Below are 22218 nucleotides of genomic sequence, written 5' to 3'. Positions count from 1 at the left end.
GTGACGGAGTGGCAGGAGGAGGGACGGACGAAGGCCGGGGAGGCCGCGCGGGCGCACCCGCACGACCTCCCCGGCCTGCCTCCGCCCGACCGGGCGGAGGCTCAGCGCACCCGGGTCGAGAACAGCCGCGCCGACCAGTACACGGCGGCGGACGTCATCACCACGACGATCAGCAGGCCCTGCCAGACCACGCTGTCCCCCACGTGGCCCGAGAACAGCGCGCGCATGCCCTCCACGGCCCAGTAGAAGGGGTTCCACTTGGCCACGGACTGGAGCCAGATCGGTGCCAGCGCCAGCGGCAGCAGCACCCCGGAGAGCAGTGCGATCGGCTGTGCGAGGGTGTTCACCACCGGAGCCATCGCCTCGTCGGCCGGCAGCAGCAGGGCGATGCCGTACGAGATCGCCGACGTCATCAGCGCCAGCAGGCCGAGCAGCAGGTAGGCGAGCAGCAGGTTCACCGGGCCCACCCGCAGCCCGAACGGCAGCGCGATCAGCGTGATGATCACCGCCTGGACGAGCAGCGCCACCGTCTCGCGCAGGGCCCGTCCGAGCAGCAGGGCCAGTCGGCTGACCGGCGTCACGCGGGCCCGCTCGATGATGCCGGCCCTCAGCTCGCCGAGCAGGCTGAAGCCCGTGTACAGGCCGCCGAAGATGCAGAGCACCGCCAGCAGGCCCGGCACGTAGATCTGGTAGGTCTGGGCGTAGGTGGTCGCGCCCATCGGTTCGAGAACCGTCTTGAGCAGCGGCGCGAACAGCAGCAGGTAGAAGATCGGCTGGATCACTCCGACGGCGATCCAGATCGGTGTCCGCCACATCAGCAGCAGCTGGCGCTGGAACACCAGCCAGGTGTCGCGGGCGAGCTTCATGGGAGCCCCTCCTCGGGGATCTGAGGTCAGGACTGCTCGATGGAGCGGCCGGTGCGGGCCAGGAACACGTCGTCCAGGCTGGGTCGTTGCAGCTGGACGGTGCCCGAGGCCACGCCGGCCGCGTCGAGTGCGCGCAGCAGCCGGGGGATGGCGGCCGCGCCGTCGTCCAGGTAGAGCCGCAGGCCGTCGTCGCCGCGCAGCTCCAGTCGGTGCAGGACCGGCAGGTCGGGCTCCTCCCGCAGGGCCTTGGCGGCCGACTCGGCCTCCCCGGCGCCCAGGCCGAGCAGGACGACGTCGCCGGAGATCTCGCGCTTGAGGGTCTCGGGCGTGCCCTCGGCGACGACCTCGCCGTGGTCGACGATGGACACGCGGTCGCAGAGCGCGTCCGCCTCGTCGAGGTAGTGGGTGGTGACCACCACGGTCATGCCCTCGTCGCTCAGACGGCGGATCTCCGCCCACACGTGGCCGCGGCTGGCCGGGTCGAGGCCGACCGTGGGCTCGTCCAGGAAGAGCACCTTCGGGGAGTGGATGACGCCCAGTGCGATGTCGACCCGGCGCCGCTGGCCGCCCGAGTAGGTCCGGCACGGGCGGTCGGCGAACTCGGTGAGTTCGAAGGCATTGAGCGCCTCCGCGGCGCGGGACAGCGCCTCGGACTTGCCGCAGCCGTGCATGCGGGCCTGGAGCACCAGCTCCTCGCGTGCGGTGACGGAGTCGGTGGTGCCACCGCCCTGGGCGACGTAGCCGATCCGGCGGCGGACCTCGGCCGGGTCGGCGAACAGGTCGGCGCCGGCGATCTTGGCCTCGCCGCCGTCCGGCCGGATGAGCGTGGCGAGCATGCGGAGCGTGGTCGTCTTGCCGGCGCCGTTGGGGCCGAGGAAGCCGAAGATCTCACCCGCCGCCACGTCCAGACCGATGCCGCGAACGGCGTCGACAGCGTCCTGGTCACGTTTCTTGGAAGGGTAGGACTTGCGAAGTCCCTTGGTCTCGATCAACCAGAACTCCCGAGCGGGGATGGGTTGCCGGGGCGCCTGGGATGCGGCGCGCGGGACACCTGGGAAGTGGTGCTGCGGGCCACCCTAGGGTCTGCGGCACCCCGGAAACAATGGCCTAGACCAATGGATTGGCCTGAGGGGCACCGTCCGCGACCAGCGCCTCCACCCGGTCGGCCGCCACCGGGGCCCCGCCGCCGGCCCGCAGCGCCGCCCCGACCCGGGTCGCCGCCGCCCGGTACTCCGGGTCGTCCAGCACGGTTCGTAGCCGGACGGCCAGCTGATCGGGCGTCACCCGGGCGAACGGCACCCGCAGTCCGGCCCCGGAGGCCACCACCTGCGCCGCCACGAACGGCTGGTCGTGCCGGATCGGCGCCGTCACCAGCGGCAGTCCGTGGGCCAGCGCCTCACCCACGGTGTTCATCCCGCCGTGGCAGAGCACCGCGTCCAGGGCGCCGCGGGCCATCAGCTCCAGGACCGGCGCCCGGTCCACCGCGACGGCGTGGGCCGGCAGCCCGGGCAGCAGGTCGAGCGGCGCCGCGAACACCGGCTGCACGTCCTCCCCGCAGAGCTCCACCGCCCGCACCGCCCGCGCCAGGAAGTCGGCGCCCAGCTCGCCGGCCAGCGTGCCCATGGTGACCAGGACCCGCCGGCGGCCCTCCATCAGCCGCTCCCAGGGGAACGCCGGATCGGCGGGCCGGTCCGCCAGCACCGGTCCGACCGGCGCGTACTCGGCGGGGAACGGCTGCGGGCCGGTCAGCGCCGGGCCGGTGAACGCGAGCACGAGGTCCGGCGAGAACCGCGGGTCGACGTACTCCTCCGCTGGCAGCCCGGCCCGCCGCCACAGGCCCTGGAGCAGACCGGTCATCCACTCCTCGACCTGCGGCAACCCTCGGAAGGGTCGACCCAGTTCCATCGCCCCGGGCGCCAGGGTGGCCCAGGGCAGGCGGTGCCGGTGCGCCACCAGAGCCCCGGCCGGGGTGTGCTGGTCCACCAGCAGGGCGTCCGGCCGGAACTCGCGCACCGCCGCGTCCAGCGTCTTCGCGGTGAACCGCGCGTACGGGACGATGAAGCCCTCCCAGAGCGAGCGGACCGCGGCCAGCCCGTGCCCGCCCTGCGCCCGGAACGCCCGGGTGCCGGTGCCGAACACCCGGGCGTCCGGCCCGAGCAGCGGGCGCAGCACCGACTCGGTGCCGGTCCAGGCCACCTCGTGCCCGCGGGCGACCAGTTCACGGGCCAGGCCGACGGTCGGGTTGACGTGTCCGGTGAGGGGCGGCACGACCACCAGGAAGCGGCTCATCGGGCGTCCTCCGCGGGCAGCAGGCGCTCGACGTCGGCGACGGTCAGCGCCTCCAGGCCGGCCAGGTCGAGGCCGGACCGCAGCGCGACGAGGTCGGCGGCCGGGCCGAACCGGGCGCGCAGCAGGCCGTCCAGCGCGCCGATCTCGGTCTCGTCCAGGAGCAGGTCGCCGTCCAGCCGGGCCTGCGGGGTGACCCGCGAGGCCCACGCGGGCGGCGCGTCGGCGGCCTCGACCAACACCGCCACCAGCTCGGGGCGGACCGGCGGCACGGCGGCCGGGTTCGCGGGGACGGGGATGTCAGGGTCGGTCATCTGTGGCTCCACCTGCTCGACGGCACGGGGGCGGGGGACGGCCGCACGGCACGGGGCGAATCCGTGGGCGGCGCGTTCGGGGAGTGTGCGGGATGTGTGCCGCAACCGCCCGAGATCACTTGTGCGGACCCGCCGGGCGTGGGAATACTAGCCCGCGTGACCGCACTGGAGGCAGTGGCCGTTCACCTCCCCCACCACACCGTGCCCATTGAGGCAGTGGGCGAGCGGATCGGCCTGACCCCACGTCAACTCAAACTCTTCCGCCGTTTCCACGGCCTGGACCAGCTGCGACTGGACCCGGACGGGAAGCTGCCCGACCTCCTCGGAGCCGCCGTCGACGCTCTCCCGGAGCTGCGCGGACGCGAACGGCACGTCCGTTTCGTGATCCATGCGCGCAGCATGCCGGTAGCCGTCCCGTACCCGCTGAACCCGCTGCACGACCTGCTCCACCGGTACGGCCTCGGCCACGCCCAGGCCTTCACCGTGACCCACCACGCCTGTGCGGTCGGCCTGCTGGCCGTCGACCTGGCCGGCCGCCTGCTCGCCGGGGATCCCGACCGGGAGGCGCTGGCCCTGGTGCTGACCGGGGAGAAGACCTTCACCAAGGACGCCCAGGTGGTGCCGGAGACCGGCATCTTCGCCGAGGGCGCGGCCGCCTGCCTGGTCAGCGCCCACGGCGAGCGCGACCGGGTGCTCTCCTACGCGGTGCGCCAGCGACCCGAGTTCGACGGCCGGCTGGCCGAGGACCAGGATCTGCTCGCCCGCTACCAGCGGGAGTACCCCGCGGTGATGGTCGAGGCGATCGAGGCCGCCCTGGACCAGGCAGGTCTGGACCTCTCCGACCTGGTCGCGCTGCTTCCGCACAACGTCAACCAGGCATCCTGGCGGATGATCTGCCGCCGGATCGGCTTCCCGATCGGGAACGCGGTGCTGGACAACGTGCCCGCTGTCGGGCACAGTTTCGCTGCGGACGGCCTCATCAATCTGCACACCGCCGTCGGGCGGGGGATGCTCCGTCGCGGTGACCGCTACCTGCTGGCCGCCGCCGGCATCGGAGCGACGTTCTCCGCCATGGTCGTCGAGCACTGACGAGCCACCGGTCGAGCCCGATCGCCGGCTCCCGCGCCGGATTCCCTTCCGGATTCCGCGCCCACTCCCTGCCACTCCACGCACGACGGGACGGTCCCACCATGTCCGATCAAGTGGTCCAGACCACCGAAGCCGAGCTGCGCGACCGGGTCCTGCACAGCCTCGGCGAGCTGCTTCCGCGCGTCCTCAAGCGCGACCTCCCCGAGATCCCCGAGAACGCCTGCCTCTTCGACGACCTGGGCCTCACCTCGGCCGGCACCATCGAGCTCATCCTGGAGGTCGAGGAGGCGCTCGACATCCAGGTCGACGTCGAGCAGATCAGCGAGGACGACCTCCGCTCGTTGACCAAGCTCGCCCAGTACGTCGCCACGCACGTCATTCCCGAGGACTGACCGGATGGCCGCCGCATCCGCCCCGGGCCTCGGCCTGACCCGGGTGCTGGCGCGGTACACCGACGGCCGTTCCGAGCTCTCGCTCGACCCGGACCTGCGGGTGTTCGTCTCCGACCTGGTCCGCCCCTACGGACTGCCGCTCCGCGAGGACCTGCTGACCGAGGGGGTCGGGCACGCGTACGAGGAGCTGGCCGCGGGCCTGCTCGCCGAGGCGCTCGGACCGGACGAACCGGCTGACCTGCTGATCCAGGCCTTCGACTCGCCGGACATCCGCCCCGGTGCGCCCACCTCGCTGGCGCTCAGCCGCTCCTGCGCCGGCACACCGACCGCGCTGGCCCTGTGCGACCAGGGAACCGCCACCGCCTTCGGTGCGCTGCGCGCCGCCGTCGCGTACTGGCGGACCGGCATCGGCGGTCGCGCGGTCGTGGTGCTCGCCGAGCAGACCGCCCTGCACTACCTGCCGCCGGAACCGGTGGTCCTGCCCGAACGGCACTGCGCCGTGGTCCTGGTCTGCGAGACCGGGCCGGGCGAGAACCTGACGGTCCATCAGGAAAGCCTGATGGAGTCCGAGTCGGCGGCCAAGGAGGTACGCCGACAGGCCGAGGCGCTGGGCGCCGACACGGCGGTCCTGCTCTCCGCCGGCCTGGACGTGCCCGACGTGGACGCGATCCGCACCCCCGCCGGGCAGCCGTTCACCGGCCTCTGGTCCGAACTCGCAGCCCGCCTGCCGGGCTGGCGGGACGAACGGCGGCCCGTGCTGCTCGCCGACCTCGACCGGCGGCTCGGTGTGCTCTCCACGCTGACCCTGCGGGCCGGGCCGTGACCGACGGCAGCGGCCCGGCCGGTGGTCGGGCCGGCCCCGACCCCGAATCCGACCCCGAGGGCGGCCGGACCGCGGACCTGATCGACGTGTGGCTGATCCCCACCGACCAGCCGGAGTCCGTGACCGACGCCCTGCGGGGCGTGCTCGATCCGGACGAGCGTGCCCGCGCGGCGAGCCCCGACCCCGGCTTCGGCCGCCGGTTCACCGTCGTGCACGGCGCCGTCCGGCAGCTCCTCGGTGCGCGGCTCGGCTGTCGGCCCGCAGACCTCGTCCGACACCAAGGACCGCACGGCAAGCCGGAGTTGAGCGCCGGACCCGGGACGCCGTCCGGGTCGGTCAGCCTCAACTACTCGGCCTCCGGGGCGCTCGCGGTGCTCGCGCTCGCCCGGGGGCGGGCGATCGGCGTCGACGTCGAGGAGGTCCGCGACACCCGGACCGCCACCCGTCTCGCCGGACGCTACTTCCCCGCCGGGGAGGCCGCCGCCGTCGCGGCGGACGCCCGGCCCGCCGAGCGGTTCACCGAGCTGTGGTGCCGCCGCGAGGCCTGCGTCAAGGCCTACGGCGGGCGGCTCGTCCAGGGCTTCGGCCTGCCCATGGCCGGCCCGGCGCCGCTGCTCCTTGCCGACCCGGGTGCACTCGGGCCGGGCCCGTGCCGGATCGACGACGTGCCCGTCCCCGGCCCGTTCCGTGCGGCGGTGGCCGCCGTCGGTGCCCGCCCGATCCGCGTCGCGGTCCGGGCCTGGTCGGCCGACATGCCGGCCCGGGCGCTGAACTGACGAGCCGTCGGAACCCTCCGGACCTCCGGTCCGGACCACTCGGTCGGGCCGCCGACGGCGCCCCGACCCGCACCGCCGCCGGGGCGCCCCCGGCAGACCCGGCGAGCCGAAGGGCACGTACGACGTGACAGAGACCAGCGGGCGGATCACGATCCGGTACAGCGGTGCGAGTTCGGGCTCCGGCCCGCTCACCCTCGGCCAGGACAACATGATCCGCTGCATCCGCCGCGACCGCCCCGAGCAGATCAACAAGGAGTCGGTCTGGCCGGTCCCCGACCGGACCACCCTGCCCGCCGCCCTCGACGCCCTGCGCGCCCTCCTGGAGCGGCACGAGTCGTTGCGCACCGGCTTCCCGCCCGGCCCCGGCGCGGACGGCTTCCCGGAGCTCCAGAACGTCCACGGCGACGGCGAGTTCACCGTCACCACCGTCCCCGCCGGCGCCCTCGGCGAAGCCGAACTCGACCAGCTGGCCGACGAGTTGGGCCGCGCCGACGTGGCCGTCCCGTTCGACCTGGCGGCGGCCCCCCGGCTGCGGTTCACCCTCCTCACGGACGGCGACCAGCTGCGTCGGCTCGTCGTCGTGGCCTGCCACGCCGGGGTGGACGCCGCCGCGGTCACCCTGCTCATCGAGGACTGGACCGCCCTCGCCGCCGGCAAGGACCTCCCGCCGGTCACCTCCCGCACCCCGCTCCAGGTCGCCGAGCAGGAGCAGAGCTCCCAGGGCCGCCGCAAGACCCAGGCCGCGCTGCGGCACTGGGAGAACATCCTCACCACCGGCCCGCAGGTCGTCTTCGCGACCGACGGCATCACCGGACCGCCGGACGGTCTCGCCACCCTCGTGGTGCGCTCCCGCAGCGGGGCCGCCGACCTCGACATCGTCGCCCGCCGCACCGGCGCGGGCCCCTCCGTCGTCCTGCTCGCCGTCCTCGCGGCCCTGACCGCCCACCGCGCGGCCCGCACCGAGCTGGTCTTCGCCGCGCTCTCGGCCAACCGCCAGCGCTCGGCGATGGCCGACCACATCGGCACCCTCGCCCAGGACGCCCTGCTCGCCCTCGACACCGACGCCGCCGACCTCGACGAGCTGATCGGCCGCGTCAAGGTCGCCTCGTTCAACGGCTACTGGAACAGCACGCTCAACGCGGACAAGGTCTGGCAGCTCATCGAGGACGTCGCCGAGCGGCGCGGCGCCAGGTTCACCCGCCAGGTCGTCGTCAACGACCTCAGCCTCACCATCCCCGAGGCGATGTCCGAGGCCCGCCCGGCTCCCACCACCGACCCCGAGGTGACCTGGCTGCCCGACCAGCCGCTTCCGGTCCGCCTCATGGTCAACATCCTCCGGGCCACCGGCAGCCTGGAGTTCGCGCTCCTGGCCTGCCCCCAGGTCCTCGACCGGGAGGAGACCGAGCGGTTCGCGCGCGCCGTGCCCGCGGTCCTCGCCGCCGCCGTCGAAGGCCCGCTCCCGCTCGCCGAGCTGGCCGCGCTGAGCGGCCTTCGCCCCGCGACCCGGACCGGCGACTGGCACCGGGTCGGGGCCGACTGGATCCACCTCGACGCCGTCCGCACCCTGCTCGCCGACGCGTTCGGCCCCGACCTGCTGGTCGAGGTCTCCTGCGTCGAGGGCCGGCTGACCGCCCGGATCGCCACCACCGACCCCGCCCTCACCCCCGAGACCGCCCACCGCGCGGTGATCGCCGTCCTCCCCGGCCGCGCGACGGCCGTGGCCCCGCAGCACTACGCCGTCCACCACCACACCGGCGCCGTCCCCGCCGGCTGGGCCGCGCTCCCCGCCACCGCAGAGGGCCCCGGCCGCGCCTGAGCACGGCGTTCTCCGCCGCGGCTCCCCGCTGCACCGGGGAGCCGCCGGGCGGAGACTGGGGGTGGATCCTGCCCCCGAGGCTGGGAGAGCCATGCTGCTCGGACTCACCACCGCCCTGGTCGCCACCGTCTGCTTCGGCTTCGGGTCGGTCTTCCAGGCGCGCGGCGCGCGGGAGGCGCCGAAGGCGGACCGGGTGCGGGTCGGGCTGCTGGCCGCGCTGCTCCGCTCCTGGCAGTTCCTGCTCGGTACCGGTCTGGACGTCGCCGGCTTCGCGCTGAGCATCGTCGCGCTGCGCACGCTGCCGCTGTTCCTGGTCCAGGCGGTCACCAACGCCAGCCTCGCCGTCACCGCCCTGGCCGCCGCCCGCCTGCTCGGCGCCCGGTTGCGCCGGAGCGACCTGCTGGGCATCGCCGCCGTGGTGGCCGGCCTCACCCTGCTCGCGCTGGGCTCCGGGAGCGAGGGCCGCGACCACGCCCCGGCCGTGTTCCACTGGGCGCTGCTCGCCACGACGGCGCTGATGCTGCTGCTCACCCTCGTCCTCGCCCGCCGGAGCGGCAACGCCGCGGCGGCCGGTCTCGGCCTGCTCGCCGGGGTCGGCTTCGGCGTGACCAGCCTGGCGGTCCGGGTCCTCGACGTCTCCGGGCCGCTCACCGTGTTCACCGATCCGGCGGGGTACGCGCTGGCCGTCGGCGGTCTCGGCGGGTACCTCGCCTACGCGCTGGCGTTGCAGCGGGGCACGGTGACCGCCGCCACCGCCGCCGGCACGATCTCCGAGACCTTCGGCCCGGCGCTGGTCGGGGTGGCGGCCCTCGGTGACGCGGCCCGGCCCGGTTATGCCTGGTGCGCGCTGACCGGCTTCGCGGTCGCGGTCGGGGGCACCGTCGTGCTGTCCCGCTTCGGCGAGGTCGAGGCCGAGCTGGGACCGGCCCCGACCGGCGACGGCGCCCGGGCCGACCCCGCGCCGGGCCGTGCTCCCGCGCCGGGCCCGGTCGCCCGGACGGCTCCGTCGTGCGAAGGTGGCATGCCGGACAAAAAGGACGGCCAGGTGCGCTCAGAGCGGCAGGTGCCATGACGACGGACGAAGCCCCGCCACCCTCGCGGCGGAAACGGCCCCGCCCCGCCGACGACCCGCCGGTCGTCCTGATCACCGGCGCCTCCTCCGGTATCGGCGCGGCCACTGCCGGCCGCCTCGCCGCGGCCGGCTGGCGCCTGCTGCTCTCCGGCACCGACCGCTCCCGGCTGGACGCGGTCGCCGACCGCACCGGCGGGCTGCCGCTCCCCGAGGACCTCGCCAAGCCCGACGGCGCGCAGCGCCTCGCCGAGGCGGCCGTCGCCTCGGCCGGGCGGGTGGACGCCGTGATCGCCGGCGCGGGCCTGGGCTGGCGCGGTCCCTTCGCCCGGACCCCGGTCGACACGCTGGACCGGATGCTGGAGGTCAACCTGGCCGCCCCGCTGCGGCTGACCCGGCTCCTCCTGCCCGGCATGCTGGAGCGCGACCGGGGGCGGATCGTCCTGATCGGCTCGATGGCCGGCCAGGTCGGAGTCCGCGACGAGGCGGCGTACGCGGCGACCAAGGCGGGGCTGACCATGTTCGCCGAGAGCCTCTGGTACGAGCTCCGGGGCACCGACGTCGGTGTCCGGCTGGTTCTCCCGGGCGCGGTGGACACCCCCTTCTTCGCCAAGCGCGGCACGCCGTACCAGCGCGAACGCCCCCGCCCGGTCAGCCCGGAGCGGGTGGCCGGCATCGTCGTCGACGCCGTCACCACCGCCCGCGACCGGGTCTTCGTGCCGCGCTGGCTGGGCTACCCGGCCCGGATCCACGGCGTCGCCCCGGGCGTGTTCCGGCGGATGGCGTCCCGGTTCGGTTAGGCGCCGGTGGGCCGGGGTCGGGCCCGGGGCCGGGGGAGCGGCACGAGCGGCCGGCCGGGTGGGCCCGGGGCCCGGGCGCTCGGCGGCGCCGCGCTGGTCGCCGCCGGTGCCGAACTCCTCCACCTCGCCCCGGCCGCCGTGCGGCTGCCGCCGGTCCGGCGCCTCGCGGCCCGGCGCACCGCCGGGTACGGCGACCCCCGGCACGTCGCGCTGACCTTCGACGACGGGCCCGACCCGCGCGGTACCCCGGAGATCCTCGACGCCCTCGACGCGCTGGGCCTGCGCGCCACCTTCTTCCTGCTGGGCACGATGCTGGAACGCGCGCCCGGACTCGGCCGCGAGCTGGTGACCCGTGGCCACGAGGTCGCCGTCCACGGGTGGTACCACCGGCGCCAGTGGTACCCGGACCCCGCCCGTGACCTGCGCGAACTGCGCCGCGTCACCGAGGCGGTCACCGATCTCTGCGGCGCCCGCCCGTCCTGGTACCGGCCGCCGTACGGCGTGCTGGCCGCCGGTCAGGCCCTCGCCGCCCGCCGCCTGGGCCTGCGGACCGTGCTGTGGACCACCTGGGGCCGGGACTGGGTCGCCGGTGCCACCGGCGGCTCCGTCTACGGCACCGCCCGGGCGGGTCTCACCGGGGGTGCCACCCTCCTCCTGCACGACTCCGACTGCACCTCGGCCCCCGGTTCCTGGCGCGCGACGCTCGACGCGCTCCCCCTGATCGCCGACCACTGCCGCGACCGTGCGCTCCGGCTGGGCCCGCTCCGCGACCACGGCGTTCCGGCCCCCGGCCCCGGGGGGCGCCACCGTTCGACGGCGGCGCCCCCCGGGACTCCGTGGACTCCCCGGAGTCCCTGACGTTCCGGCGGTCGGCGACGGCGCCGCCCGCCGCCCGCCGGGCGGCGTCAGGACCGGGTGAGGACGACGAGCTGCCTGGTCGCACGGGTCATCGCGACGTAGCGGTCGACCGCTCCCGCGACGCCCTCGCCGAACGCCTCCGGGTCGACGAGGACGACCAGGTCGAACTCCAGCCCCTTCGACAGCTCCGGCGTCAGCGACCGGACGCGGGGCGTCGGCACGAACGTCGGATCGCCGATGACGCAGGCGGTCCCCTCGGCGTGCTCGGCGAGCCAGCCGTCGAGGATCGGGTCGAGCTCCGCCACGGACCCGTGCACGACCGGGATGCCGCTGCTGCGGACGGACGTCGGCACGTTGGCGTCGGGGAGCGCGGCGCGGACGGCCGGCTCGGCCTCCGCCATGACCTCCGACGGCGTCCGGTAGTTGACGCTGAGGGAGGCCACCTCGATCCGGTCGAGTCCGACCCGTTCGAGCCGCTCCTGCCACGACTCGGTGAAGCCGTGCCTCGCCTGGGCGCGGTCCCCGACGATGGTGAAGCTCCGGGACGGGCAGCGCAGCAGCAGCATCTGCCACTCCGCGTCGGTCAGCTCCTGCGCCTCGTCCACGACGACGTGCGCGAACGGGCCGGCGAGGGGCTCCGGGTCCCGGCCGGGCAGCGCGGACTCGTCGACGAGGCTGGCCTGGAGGTCCTGTCCGCGCAGCATGGTCAGCGCGTTCTCGCCGTCCTCGTCGGCCTGGACGAGGTGGTCGATGACGTCGGCCATGCGGGCGCGCTCGGCCGCGACGTAGGCCTTCTGCCGGCGCTTGTGCCGTGCCGCCTCCGGGTCGCCGAGCCGCTGCCGCGCCGCGTCCAGGAGCGGCAGGTCGGAGACCGTCCAGGCCTGGGCGTCCTTGCGCCGGAGCTTGAGGACGTCCTCGCGGTCGAGCCAGGGGGCGCACATCCGCAGGTAGGCGGGCACCGTCCAGAGGTCCCCGACGAGGTCGGCCGCTTCGAGCAGCGGCCACGCGCGGTGGACGGTGGTGACCAGCTCCCGGTCCTGCATCACCGACCGGCGGAACTGGTCGGGCGGGACGTCCTCGCCGTCGTGCTTGTCCGTCAGGATGGAGAGCAGCTCGTCCCAGATCTGCTCGCGGGCTTCGTTGTGCGGGGTGCCCGGCTCCGGCGCGTCGAAGGCCTCGGCCCAGTCGTCGGCGGTCAGCCGGATCTCGGACCAGTGCGTCGTCACCGTCAGGGCCTCGGTCGGCGGTTCCTCGTAGAACCTGACGGCCTTCTCGATGGCCTTCACCAGGCCCGCGGACGACTTCAGCCGGGCCACCTCCGGGTCGCTCTCGACCGCCGCGGTGGCTCCCTCGGTGACGAGGTCGCGCAGGGTGCAGGTCTGCACGCCCTCCTCGCCGAGGCTGGGGAGGACGTCGGCGACGTAGGCCAGGTAGGGCTCGTGCGGGCCGACGAACAGGACGCCGCCCCGCCGGTGGCCGAGGCGGGGGTCGGCGTAGAGGAGGTAGGCCGAGCGGTGCAGGGCGACGACGGTCTTCCCGGTCCCCGGCCCGCCGTCGACGACGAGGGCGCCGCGGGACCCGGCCCGGACGATGGCGTCCTGGTCGGCCTGGATGGTGGCGAGCACGTCCCGCATCCGGCTCGACCGGTTGCCGCCCAGGCTGGCGATGAAGGCGGACTGGTCGTCGAGTGCGGCGTGTCCTTCGAGCCCGTCGGTGGTGAACACCTCGTCCCAGTAGTCGCTGATCCGGCCCTTGGTCCAGCGGTACCTGCGGCGGCTCGCCAGCCCCATCGGGTTGGCGTGGGTCGCCGCGAAGAACGGTTCGGCGGCGGGGGAGCGCCAGTCGATCAGCAGCCGGCGGCCCGTGCTGTCGGTGAGGCCGAGCCGCCCGATGTACAGGGGCTCGGAGTCGTCCGCGCCGACGATGTGGCCGAGGCACAGGTCCAGGCCGAAGCGGCGCAGGGTGCGCAGGCGGTCGGTCAGCCGGTGGACCTCGATGTCCCGGTCCATCGCCTCCCGGCCGATTCCGCCGGGCGCCCGGCGGACGGTGTCGAGGTTGTCGGACAGTTCCGCGATGGCCTGTTCGAGGCTGACCCCGATGTCCTCGAAGTGCTGCTCGTCGCGGCCGATGAGCGCCGGGTCGGCCTTGGCGGCCAGGCGGTCGGGGAGGTCGAAGGCGCTGATGGTCAGGGGGTTCATGTCAGCGGCTCCGATCCGGGGTCGCTCCGGCGGGGACCGGCGACCCGCAGGGCCGCGCCCCGGTCACCCGCTGCCGGGGCGTACGGCCCGCCCCCGGTTCGACGGCGTCGCACGGGCTGTAGACCGACAAAAGCACATGCACTAGGTGAATCTCCCAATCCCCGCTGGTTATGGCCTTGCCGAGCGATTCTGCGGCATGACGGGGGCCTTGCCGCAAGCCCCCCGGTCCGCTATAGGTTAAGAGTGGCGAGGGACGACCGTTTCCCTCGCCTTTCGTGCTTCCCGGGCGCGGCCGGGTTCTCAGGCGCGGCCGGCGGCGAGTCCGACCTGCTCCAGTGCCGCCGTGAAACCCGTGCGCCAGCCCTCGGGCGACGCACCGGGGGACGGGGCGGGGGCGGGCCGTTCGAGCGCGGCGAGGGCGCAGCGGACCACGTCGGCGGGGCGGGCCGAGGTGACGTCGGCGTGGCCGAGTTCCAGTTCGTGCTGGAGGTTGTCCCGGCCGTGGCCCTGGACGACGTCCAGCAGCAGGAGCCGGCGGCCCAGTGCGCGGGCCTCGCCGCAGGTGTCACCGGAGCTGGTCACCACCAGGTCGGCGGCGGCCATCAGGGCCGGGATCCGGTCGGTGTGGCCGAAGACGTGCAGGCGCGGGCGGCGGCCGGCGGCGTGGCGCAGGCGGTCCTCCAGTTCGGCGTTGCGGCCGGCCACGGCGAGCACGTGCGGCCCGGCGTCGGCGAGCGCGGGGGCGGTCCGGCCGAGCGGGCCGAGCCCCCAGGCGCCGGACATCAGCAGGACGCACCGCGCACCCGGCGGCACCCCGAGCGCGGCGCGGGCCTCGGCGCGGGACGGCGGGCGGTAGAACGGTCCGCGCAGCGGCGCGGGCAGAACGGTGACCGGTGCCTCAGGCCGGTACCGGCGGACCGCGGCCGCGGCGACCTCCGAGGTGACCAGGAAGTGGTCGGTGCCGTCCTGGACCCAGAGCCGGTGCGGCGTGACGTCCGTGCAGAGCACCAGGTGGCGGAAGCCGGGGGCGTCGCGGTCCGCCCGAAGCCGGTTGACGGCCGAGGTCGCCGTGGCGAAGACCGACACCACCAGCTCCGGCCGCTGCTCGGCGACCAGCGCGCGCAGCGCCGGTACGAGCCGGGACCGCGCCGCGGCGTCGGCGAGCAGGGCGATCCGCGCGCCGGGGCGCAGCGCGGAGAAGTGGAACGCGTCGTAGACGCCGGGCAGGTCGAGCAGCCGGCGGAAGACCGCCTCGCCGGCGGCGCCCGCGCGCTGCCCGAGCAGGGCCATCGCGTCGACCGTGCGGGTGGTCCAGCCGCCGGCCTCCAGGGTGTCCGCGCAGGCCCGGGCCATCACGTCGTGGCCCTGGCCGAGGGAGCCCGACACCAGCAGCGCGTGCGGCACTGCGCGTCCCGCCTCAGGCGCCGCTGCGCGGGCCGGGGTCGGGAGGGGTGCCCGGTGCCGAGGTTTCGGCCCGGTACCAGTCCGCGTACCGCCGCACGCCGTCGGTGAAGTTGGTCCGCGGGGACCAGCCCAGCAGCCGTTTGGCCTGCGCCGCAGAGATGCGGCGCCCGGCGTAGTCGGCGGTCCGCGCCTCGATGTGCTCGACGGTGACCGGCCCGAGCAGCTGGTCGACCGTGTCGGCGATGTCCCGGACCGAGATCGCCGTGGAGCCCTCCAGGGCGAAGGTCTGGTCCTCGGCCTCGGGGGAGAGTGCGCGGACGTGGGCCTCGGCGAGGTCCTCGACGTAGACGAAGTTGCGGCCCTGTCGGCCGTCCCCGGCGATGGTGATCGGCCGCCCGGCGAGCGCGGCCTGCACGAACCGGGCGACGACCAGCTCGTCGCGCATGCGGGGCCCGTACGGGATGCCGTACCGGAGGATGGTGAAGTGCCGCCCGTACAGCTCGCGGTAGCTGTGCACGAGCATCTCGGCGGCCAGCTTGGTCGCGACGTACAGGTGCCCGCAGTGGTCGAGCTCGATCGGCACGTGCTCGTCGAGTTCCTGTTCGGAGCTGTCCATCCGGTCGTCGGTGAGGGCGGCGCCGTAGACCCAGACGGTGCTCGCCAGGACCGTCCGGCTGAGGCCGCTGCGGCGGGCCGCCTCCAGGACGGTCGCGGTCCCGTCGATGTTGGCCCGCACGGCGCCGACCGGGTCGGCGGCGACCCGCTCGACGTCGGCCTGCGCGGCCAGGTGGAAGACCACCTCGCAGCCGTCCAGCGCGTCGGTCAGGGCGGGCAGGTCGAGGACGTCGATGCCGGCGTGGTCGGCGTCGGGGTTGAGGTACCTCTCGGTGGTGTCGACCGCGAGCACCTCGTGCCCGGCGGCCAGGAGCCGGTCCACCACGTGTGAGCCGATGAATCCGCATCCTCCGGTGACGGCTACGCGCACGGTTCTGTCTCCTTGTCCTGGCTCTTGTCCTGGCGCGGTCCCGGCCCTGCGGGTCGGGGCGTCATCCCGCGAGCCGGCGGTGGACGGCCGAGACCGCCTCGATCACCAGGTCGGTCTCGTCCTCGGTCATGTCGGAGTGCACCGGCAGGCAGACCTGCCGGGCGCAGACGTCCTCGGCGAACGGCAGCGCGGCCCGCCGGTACGGGGCCAGCACCGGTTGCAGGTGCAGCGGCAGGTCGTAGACCTCGCCGGAGAGCCGTACGCCGTACTCCTCGGCGACGGCCCGCTTGAAGGCGGTCCGGTCGATGCCGGGCGGCAGCAGCGCGACGTACTTGTAGTAGTTGCCGCGGCACCCGGCCGGTTCGGTGACCGGCCGCAGGCCGTCCGGCCCGGCGAACGCGGCGTCGTACCGCTGGGCGACCCGGCGCCTGGTCTCCACGAACTCCTTGAGCCGGCGCAGGTGCACCGTGCCGACGGCGGCGTTCAGCTCGCTCATCCGCCAGGACGCGCCGAGCCGGACGTGGTGGTTGGTGGTGAACGAGCCCTTGCCCTGGTCGCGGTGGATGCGGGCCTCGTCGCGCAGTTCGGCGGACTCGGTGAGGATCATGCCCCCCTCGCCGCTGGTCGTGACCTTGGTCGGGTAGAACGAGAACGCGCCGGCCAGGCCGAAGGTGCCGGCGGCGCGCCCCTGGAAGCTGCTGCCGTGCGCGTGGGCGGCGTCCTCGACCAGCGGGATGCCCCGCGCGTCGCAGATCGCGCGCAGCGCGTGCACCTCGGGGGTGATCAGCCCGCCGATGTGGACGAGGACGACGGCCGCGGTGTCGGGGGTGAGCGCGGCCTCCAGCGCGGCGGGGCCGAGCGCGAGGGTGGCCGGGTCGACGTCGGCGAAGACCGGGCGGCCGCCGGCGTGCAGTACGGCGCCGGCCGTCGCGTAGAAGGTGACGGCCGGGACGACCACGTCGCGGTCGCGGACGTCCACGGTGCGCAGGACCACCTCCAGCGCGGCGGTGCCGCTGGCGACGGCCACCGCGTGCGGGGCGCCGTGCTCGGCGGCGAAGGACTGCTCGAACCGTTCGGTCCAGGGACCGAGGGTGAGCGCGCCGGTGGCGAGCATGTCGTCGACCGCGTCCGCGACGGCTGCGCGGTCGTTCTCGTCGAACACGATGCGAGCGGCGGGAACGCCCATGGGCCACCTCCGGCAGCAGGATGAGCACGTCATCGACCTGGTCTGGTCCGGGCCGTCCGGTCGGCGGCCGGCCAGGCACATCACGCTACTTCGCCGGCCCGGCCCCGGCCCGTTGTCGCCCCCGCCCGGGTGACGGCGCGGCCGGGCGCCGGGCGCGGGGCCGTGTGCGGGGGTGCGCACGGGGGGTGCGCACGGGGGGTGCGTACAGGGGGTGCGTACGGGGGCGGTGCGGCGTCGCGGGAGCCCCGGCCTCAGGTCGGAGACGCCCGGGCCGCCGTGCGGGCCTCGCACTACGCCGTCCGGGTCGGGCTGATGCGTCCGCAGTAGTCCGGAATGCCTGCGCAGGGGCGACGACGACGAGACGCCCTCCACCGGAGGATTGGCCGTGTTCCGGGCGCCCCGGCCCGCCGGCCGGGCCGATCGCCCCCGGACGAGCACCTGACGAGAAGCCCCGCACAGGACGACACCCGCCCGGGACCCGGTCCCGGCCGGTACGGCGCCCGTCCGGGACCCGCCCGCACGCCACCCCGAAGGAGTCCGCTCACCCGTGGCCACATTCCTCTACCGCCTGGGCCGATGGTCCTTCCTCCGGCGCCGCCTGGTGACCCTGCTGTGGGTCGCCCTGCTGGCCGCCGTGGGAGTGCTGGCCACCAAGGCCCCGGCCGCCCCGGACGACGGCTTCTCCATGCCCGGCACCGAGGCGCAGAAGGCCTTCGACCTCATGGACGAGCGCTTCCCCGGCGCCGCGGCCGAGGGTGCCTCGGCCCGGATCGTCTTCGTGGCGCCGTCCGGGCAGAAGATCACCGCCGCCCCCAACCAGCAGGCGGTCGAGCGGACGGTCGCCGAACTCGCCGGCACCGAGCAGGTCACCGGCGCGGTCGGCCCGTTCCAGGCCGGTGCGGTCTCCAAGGACGGCACCACCGCCTACGCGACGATCAGCTACAGCGAGAAGCCGGGGAAGGTCGCCGAGACCGCCACCGACCGGCTGGAGCAGGCCGCCCAGCACGGGCGCGACGCCGGGCTCACGGTCGACGTCGGCGGCACCGCGCTGATGCCCGGCCCCGAGGCGGGCGGCTCCACCGAGGCCATCGGCATGGCGATGTCCGCGGTCGTCCTGGTGATCACCTTCGGCTCGCTCCTCGCCGCCGGACTGCCGCTGCTCACCGCCCTGGTCGGGGTCGGGCTCGGGATAGCCCTGATCACCGCGCTCGGCAGCACGCTCGGCCTCTCCACCACCACCAGCACGCTCGCGATGATGCTCGGCCTCGCGGTCGGCATCGACTACGCGGTCTTCATCGTCTCCCGCTACCGGGCGGAGCTCCTGGAGGGCCACGAGCCGGAGGAGGCCGCCGGCCGGGCGGTCGGCACGGCCGGGTCCGCCGTGGTCTTCGCCGGACTCACCGTGGTGATCGCGCTCGCCGGACTCTCCGTGGTCGGCATCCCGATCCTCGCCAAGATGGGCATGGCGGCGGCCGGCACCGTCGTGATCGCCGTCCTGGTCGCACTCGTCCTCGTCCCGGCGCTGCTCGGCTTCCTCGGCCGTCGGGTGCTGTCCAGGAAGGACCGCGCCGGCTCCCGTCCGGGCGCGCGCCCCGGCTCGCGCTTCGGTGCCCGCTCCCGATCCCGGGGCCGCCGCGCGGCCGGCGCCGAAGGACCGGACACGCTCCACGGACCCGGCGCCGCCGGGCCGCGCGACAACGGCGGCACCCGCTGGGCCCGCTACGTGCTGCGCCGCCCGGTCGCCGTCCTGGTCGGCGCGGTGGTCGGCCTGGGCATCCTGGCGGTGCCCGCGCTGGACCTGCGGCTGGGCCTGCCGGGCGACGAGGCCAAGCCCACCTCCACCACCCAGCGGCGTGCCTACGACCACCTCTCCGCCGGCTTCGGCCCGGGCTTCAACGGCCCGCTGACCCTGCTGGTCGACGTCAAGGGCGCACCCGACCCCAAGGCCGCGGCCGAGCAGGTCGGCAAGACCGTCGCCGCCCTGCCGGGCCTGGTCAGCGTCTCGCCGCCGGTGTTCAACAAGGCCGGTGACACGGCCCTGGTCAACGCCGTGCCGGCCACCGGCCCGAGCGCCGCCGAGACCACCGCCCTGGTCAACGACATCCGGGACCGGGCCCCCGGCCTGAAGGCCGCCACCGGCGCGACCGTCCTGGTCAGCGGACCCACCGCGATGAACATCGACGTCTCGCAGAAGCTCACCGACGCGCTGGTGCCCTACCTCGCGGTCGTGGTCGGCCTCGCGGTCCTGCTCCTCCTGGTCGTCTTCCGCTCGGTGCTCGTCCCGGTCAAGGCCGCGCTCGGGTTCCTGCTCTCGGTGGCCGCCGCGCTCGGCGCCGTCGTGGCGGTCTTCCAGTGGGGATGGCTCGCCGAGCTGATCGGGGTCGAGCAGACCGGCCCGGTGATGAGCATGATGCCGATCTTCATGGTCGGTGTGGTCTTCGGCCTGGCCATGGACTACGAGGTGTTCCTGGTCACCCGGATCCGGGAGGCCTACGTCCACGGTGAGGAGCCCGGCCAGGCCGTGGTCACCGGCTTCCGCCACAACGCCCGGGTGGTGACCGCCGCGGCGCTCATCATGATCAGCGTCTTCGCCGGATTCATCGGCATGGACGAGTCGATGATCAAGATGATGGGCTTCGGCCTGGCCGCCGCCGTCGCCTTCGACGCCTTCGTGGTCCGGATGGCGATCGTGCCGGCCGCCCTCGCCCTGCTCGGCCGCCGGGCCTGGTGGCTGCCACGCCCGCTGGAGCGGATCCTGCCCGACATCGACGTCGAGGGAGCCCGGCTCCAGAGCCCGCCGCCGGCCCCGCGCTCCGGGTCCCGGCCCGAGCCCGCGGGCGAGGCCGGGGACGACAGCGGCACCGGGGACGACAGCGGCGCCGGGCAGGGCCGGCACTCCGTGCGGGTCTAGCGCGTCCGTCCCGTCCGTCGCGTCGGCCCCGTCGCGTCGGCCCCGTCGCGTCGGCCCCGTCGCGGCCCCCGGTGATGCCGGGGGCCGCGACGGGGCCGCGTCCAAGGGCCGTCCGGGGCGCTCCGGACGGCCCGGGACGGCCCCGGTGTCACCGGTCTCACAGGCGGGAGGCCGCCCCGGCCTCCGTTCCGACGGCCCGACCGGTCAAACTGGTACGAACCACGCCGTCGAACCGCGCCACCGAAACCGCCACGCCCCGCCCCACCCGACGCACCTGCCCCACCCGCCCCACCGCCTCCGCACGACGTACCGAACTGGCACCCCCGGCCGGGGGAGCCGCCAGGGCACCCCCGGACCTGGAGATGCGAGCATGACCGACACCTGGCTGCGCCGGGCCCGCCGCTACCCCCGCCTGCTCGACGCGCTGCTCACGCTCGGGCTGCTCGTCGTCACCGCCGGGTCGACCATGACCGACCGCTTCGGCAACCACCTGGAGCCCGATCCGGCCGCCCTCACCCTGGCCGTCCTCTCCAGCGCCGCCGTCCTCGCCCACCGGCGCCGCCCCTGGGCGGTCCTCGCGGCGACCCTCGTCGGCGGCCTGGCGATCTGCTTCACCGTGGTCCAGCTCACCCCTGGCCTGATCGCCCCGCTCGTGGCCGCGCTGTACTTCGTCGCGGTGCACACCGACCGCACCACCGCCCGGATCGCCACCGGCGTGGTGGCCGTGCTGGTCACCATCGTCACCGCGATCAACGAGCCCGACGGGCCGATCGGGGCCAAGATCGGCGTGGTCTCCTGGATCCTGCTGCCCGGCGCCCTCGGCGACTCCGTCCGCAACCGCCGCGCCCACCTCGCCGCCATCGAGGAACGCGCCGAACGCGCCGAACGCACCCGCGAGGAGGAGGCCCGCCGCCGGGTCGCCGACGAGCGGATCCGGATCGCCCGCGATCTGCACGACGTGGTCGCCCACCACATCGCCCTCGCCAACGCGCAGGCCGGCATCGCCGTCCACCTCCTCGACCGGCACCCCGCCCAGGCCCGCGAGATGCTCAGCCACCTCACCGACGCCACCGGCTCCGCGCTGCGCGAGCTCAAGGCCACGGTCGGACTGCTGCGCCGCGCCGACGACCCCGAGGCCCCGCTCGAACCCGCCCCCGGCCTCGGCCGGCTGCCCGATCTGCTCGACTCCTTCGAACGCGCCGGCCTGCCGGTCCGGCTCACCGTCGAGGGCGAGCCGCAGCCGCTCTCCCCGGGCGTCGACCTGACCGCCTACCGGATCCTCCAGGAGTCCCTGACCAACGTGGCCAAACACGCCACCGGCACCGCCGCCGCCGTCACCCTGACGTACACGGGCAGCCGGGTCCTGGTCGCCGTCGCCAACGACCGCCCCGCCGCCCGCCCCCGCCCCACCGGGCCGGCCGGCTACGGCCTGATCGGCATGCGGGAGCGCGCCTCCGCCGTCGGCGGCCGGCTCACCGCCGACCACCGCCCCGGCGGCGGCTTCCTGGTCTCCGCCGAACTGCCCCTGCGCACCGCCGCCGCCCGAGAGGACAAGGATCCCCGATGACCATTCGCGTGCTGCTCGCCGACGACCAGGCGCTCCTGCGCGGAGCCTTCCGCGTGCTGATCGACGCCGAGGACGACATGGAGGTGGTCGGTGAGGCCGCCGACGGCCGGGAGGCGGTCGAGCTGGCCAGGTCCACCCGCCCCGACGTCGTCCTGATGGACATCCGGATGCCCGGCGTCGACGGGCTCTCCGCCACCGCCGCGATCTGCGGCGACCCGGACCTCGCTGGCACCCGCGTGCTCATCCTCACCACCTTCGAGATCGACGAGTACGTCGCCCAGGCCCTGCGCGCGGGGGCCGGCGGCTTCCTCGGCAAGGACGCCGAACCGACGGAGCTGCTCGGCGCCCTGCGCCGGGTCGCGGCCGGTGACCCGCTGCTCTCCGCCGCCGCCACCCGCGCCGTGATCGAGCAGCTCCTCGCGCACCCCGACCCGGCCCGCGCCCCCGCGGGCGTGCCCGAGCGCCTCGCCGCCCTGACCGCCCGCGAGCGCGAGGTGATGGCGATGGCCGCCACCGGTCTCACCAACGAGGAGATCGCGGCCCGGATGTTCGTCAGCCCCTTCACCGTCCGTACCCACGTCCACCGGGCGATGTCCAAGGTGGAGGCCCGCGACCGGGCCCAACTCGTCGCCCTCGCCTACCAGTCCGGCCTCGTGCAGAGCCCCCGCCAGGCCCCCTGACACCACCCGGGCGGCCCGGGCCGGCGCCGCCGGGCGTCCCGCCGGGCCGGTCGCCGCGTGAGCGGGTGTTCGCCGAACGCCGCTGAAGGGCAAGGGTGTTCGAGCCGCCGCCGCCGACGTGCAGTGGTCCGTCCGGCGGGTCGGGTCGTCGTTCGCAAGAGTCGGCCCCGGGCCGGGGCGCCGGCCCTCGGCACCTCC

At 75.1% G+C, this 22218-nt stretch carries 19 protein-coding genes; 11 read left to right on the top strand and 8 right to left on the bottom strand.

The window, feature by feature from the left end; genetic code table 11:
• Positions 1-101: 101 nt before the first annotated feature.
• From PUR61_RS22980 to PUR61_RS22965, 4 genes are all read right to left on the bottom strand, one after another.
• The gene (locus tag PUR61_RS22980) at positions 102-866 is read right to left on the bottom strand and encodes an ABC transporter permease (RefSeq protein WP_329881225.1); all 765 of its coding nucleotides are present in this window, start codon (positions 864-866) and stop codon (positions 102-104) included.
• Positions 867-892: 26 nt separating this feature from the next.
• Positions 893-1858 (bottom strand): ATP-binding cassette domain-containing protein, encoded by a 966-nt coding sequence (locus PUR61_RS22975; RefSeq protein WP_329881224.1) that lies wholly within the window; start codon positions 1856-1858, stop codon positions 893-895.
• A 115-nt stretch (positions 1859-1973) separates the two neighbouring features.
• Positions 1974-3155, bottom strand: coding sequence for a glycosyltransferase (locus PUR61_RS22970; protein ID WP_329881223.1), 1182 nt, complete (start codon positions 3153-3155; stop codon positions 1974-1976).
• Positions 3152-3466 (bottom strand): hypothetical protein, encoded by a 315-nt coding sequence (locus tag PUR61_RS22965; protein ID WP_329881222.1) that lies wholly within the window; start codon positions 3464-3466, stop codon positions 3152-3154. The genes PUR61_RS22970 and PUR61_RS22965 overlap by 4 nt, the downstream gene beginning before the upstream one ends.
• 156 nt (positions 3467-3622) lie before the next feature.
• Between PUR61_RS22965 and PUR61_RS22960 the strand changes: the two genes are divergently transcribed.
• From PUR61_RS22960 to PUR61_RS22925, 8 genes are all read left to right on the top strand, one after another.
• Positions 3623-4555, top strand: a complete 933-nt coding sequence (locus tag PUR61_RS22960) for a 3-oxoacyl-[acyl-carrier-protein] synthase III C-terminal domain-containing protein (protein ID WP_329881220.1) — start codon at positions 3623-3625, stop codon at positions 4553-4555.
• A 101-nt stretch (positions 4556-4656) separates the two neighbouring features.
• On the top strand, positions 4657-4947 hold the full coding sequence (locus tag PUR61_RS22955; protein ID WP_329881219.1) for an acyl carrier protein: 291 nt from the start codon (positions 4657-4659) through the stop codon (positions 4945-4947).
• Between the two features lie 4 nt (positions 4948-4951).
• A complete protein-coding gene (locus PUR61_RS22950; RefSeq protein ID WP_329881218.1) occupies positions 4952-5770 on the top strand; it encodes a hypothetical protein in 819 nt (272 codons plus the stop codon).
• Positions 5767-6546 (top strand): 4'-phosphopantetheinyl transferase family protein, encoded by a 780-nt coding sequence (locus PUR61_RS22945; protein ID WP_329881217.1) that lies wholly within the window; start codon positions 5767-5769, stop codon positions 6544-6546. Before PUR61_RS22950 ends, PUR61_RS22945 begins: the two co-directional genes overlap by 4 nt.
• A gap of 124 nt (positions 6547-6670) precedes the next feature.
• Positions 6671-8362: a condensation domain-containing protein gene (locus PUR61_RS22940; protein ID WP_329881215.1), complete on the top strand. Its 1692-nt coding sequence runs from the start codon at positions 6671-6673 to the stop codon at positions 8360-8362.
• A 91-nt stretch (positions 8363-8453) separates the two neighbouring features.
• The gene (locus PUR61_RS22935; protein ID WP_329881214.1) at positions 8454-9434 is read left to right on the top strand and encodes a DMT family transporter; all 981 of its coding nucleotides are present in this window, start codon (positions 8454-8456) and stop codon (positions 9432-9434) included.
• Entirely contained in the window at positions 9431-10231 is an 801-nt protein-coding gene (locus tag PUR61_RS22930) for an SDR family NAD(P)-dependent oxidoreductase (RefSeq protein WP_329881213.1), read from the top strand. Before PUR61_RS22935 ends, PUR61_RS22930 begins: the two co-directional genes overlap by 4 nt.
• A 6-nt stretch (positions 10232-10237) precedes the next feature.
• On the top strand, positions 10238-11089 hold the full coding sequence (locus tag PUR61_RS22925; protein WP_329881211.1) for a polysaccharide deacetylase family protein: 852 nt from the start codon (positions 10238-10240) through the stop codon (positions 11087-11089).
• 47 nt (positions 11090-11136) lie between these two features.
• Here PUR61_RS22925 and helR read toward each other — a convergent pair whose 3' ends face one another.
• From helR to PUR61_RS22905, 4 genes are all read right to left on the bottom strand, one after another.
• Positions 11137-13287 carry an RNA polymerase recycling motor ATPase HelR gene (gene helR, locus PUR61_RS22920; RefSeq protein WP_329881210.1) on the bottom strand — a complete coding sequence of 717 codons (2151 nt, stop codon included), beginning with the start codon at positions 13285-13287 and terminating at the stop codon, positions 11137-11139.
• Between the two features lie 300 nt (positions 13288-13587).
• Positions 13588-14691 (bottom strand): MGDG synthase family glycosyltransferase, encoded by a 1104-nt coding sequence (locus tag PUR61_RS22915; RefSeq protein ID WP_329881209.1) that lies wholly within the window; start codon positions 14689-14691, stop codon positions 13588-13590.
• 13 nt (positions 14692-14704) lie between these two features.
• On the bottom strand, positions 14705-15676 hold the full coding sequence (locus tag PUR61_RS22910; RefSeq protein ID WP_329881208.1) for an NAD-dependent epimerase/dehydratase family protein: 972 nt from the start codon (positions 15674-15676) through the stop codon (positions 14705-14707).
• A gap of 61 nt (positions 15677-15737) precedes the next feature.
• On the bottom strand, positions 15738-16862 hold the full coding sequence (locus PUR61_RS22905) for a DegT/DnrJ/EryC1/StrS family aminotransferase (protein ID WP_329881207.1): 1125 nt from the start codon (positions 16860-16862) through the stop codon (positions 15738-15740).
• Between the two features lie 547 nt (positions 16863-17409).
• On the opposite strand from PUR61_RS22905, the gene PUR61_RS22900 reads away from it, so the two are divergent.
• The 3 genes from PUR61_RS22900 to PUR61_RS22890 all read left to right on the top strand — a co-directional run bounded on the left by PUR61_RS22900 (position 17410) and on the right by PUR61_RS22890 (position 22020).
• Positions 17410-19773 (top strand): MMPL family transporter, encoded by a 2364-nt coding sequence (locus PUR61_RS22900; protein WP_329881206.1) that lies wholly within the window; start codon positions 17410-17412, stop codon positions 19771-19773.
• Between the two features lie 370 nt (positions 19774-20143).
• Entirely contained in the window at positions 20144-21340 is a 1197-nt protein-coding gene (locus PUR61_RS22895) for a sensor histidine kinase (protein ID WP_329881205.1), read from the top strand.
• Entirely contained in the window at positions 21337-22020 is a 684-nt protein-coding gene (locus PUR61_RS22890) for a response regulator transcription factor (RefSeq protein ID WP_329881203.1), read from the top strand. Before PUR61_RS22895 ends, PUR61_RS22890 begins: the two co-directional genes overlap by 4 nt.
• Positions 22021-22218 lie beyond the last annotated feature (198 nt).

The organism is Streptomyces sp. BE20 (assembly GCF_036322525.1).
Classification (GTDB): domain Bacteria; phylum Actinomycetota; class Actinomycetes; order Streptomycetales; family Streptomycetaceae; genus Kitasatospora.
This window is presented reverse-complemented; position numbering and strand designations above follow the sequence as displayed.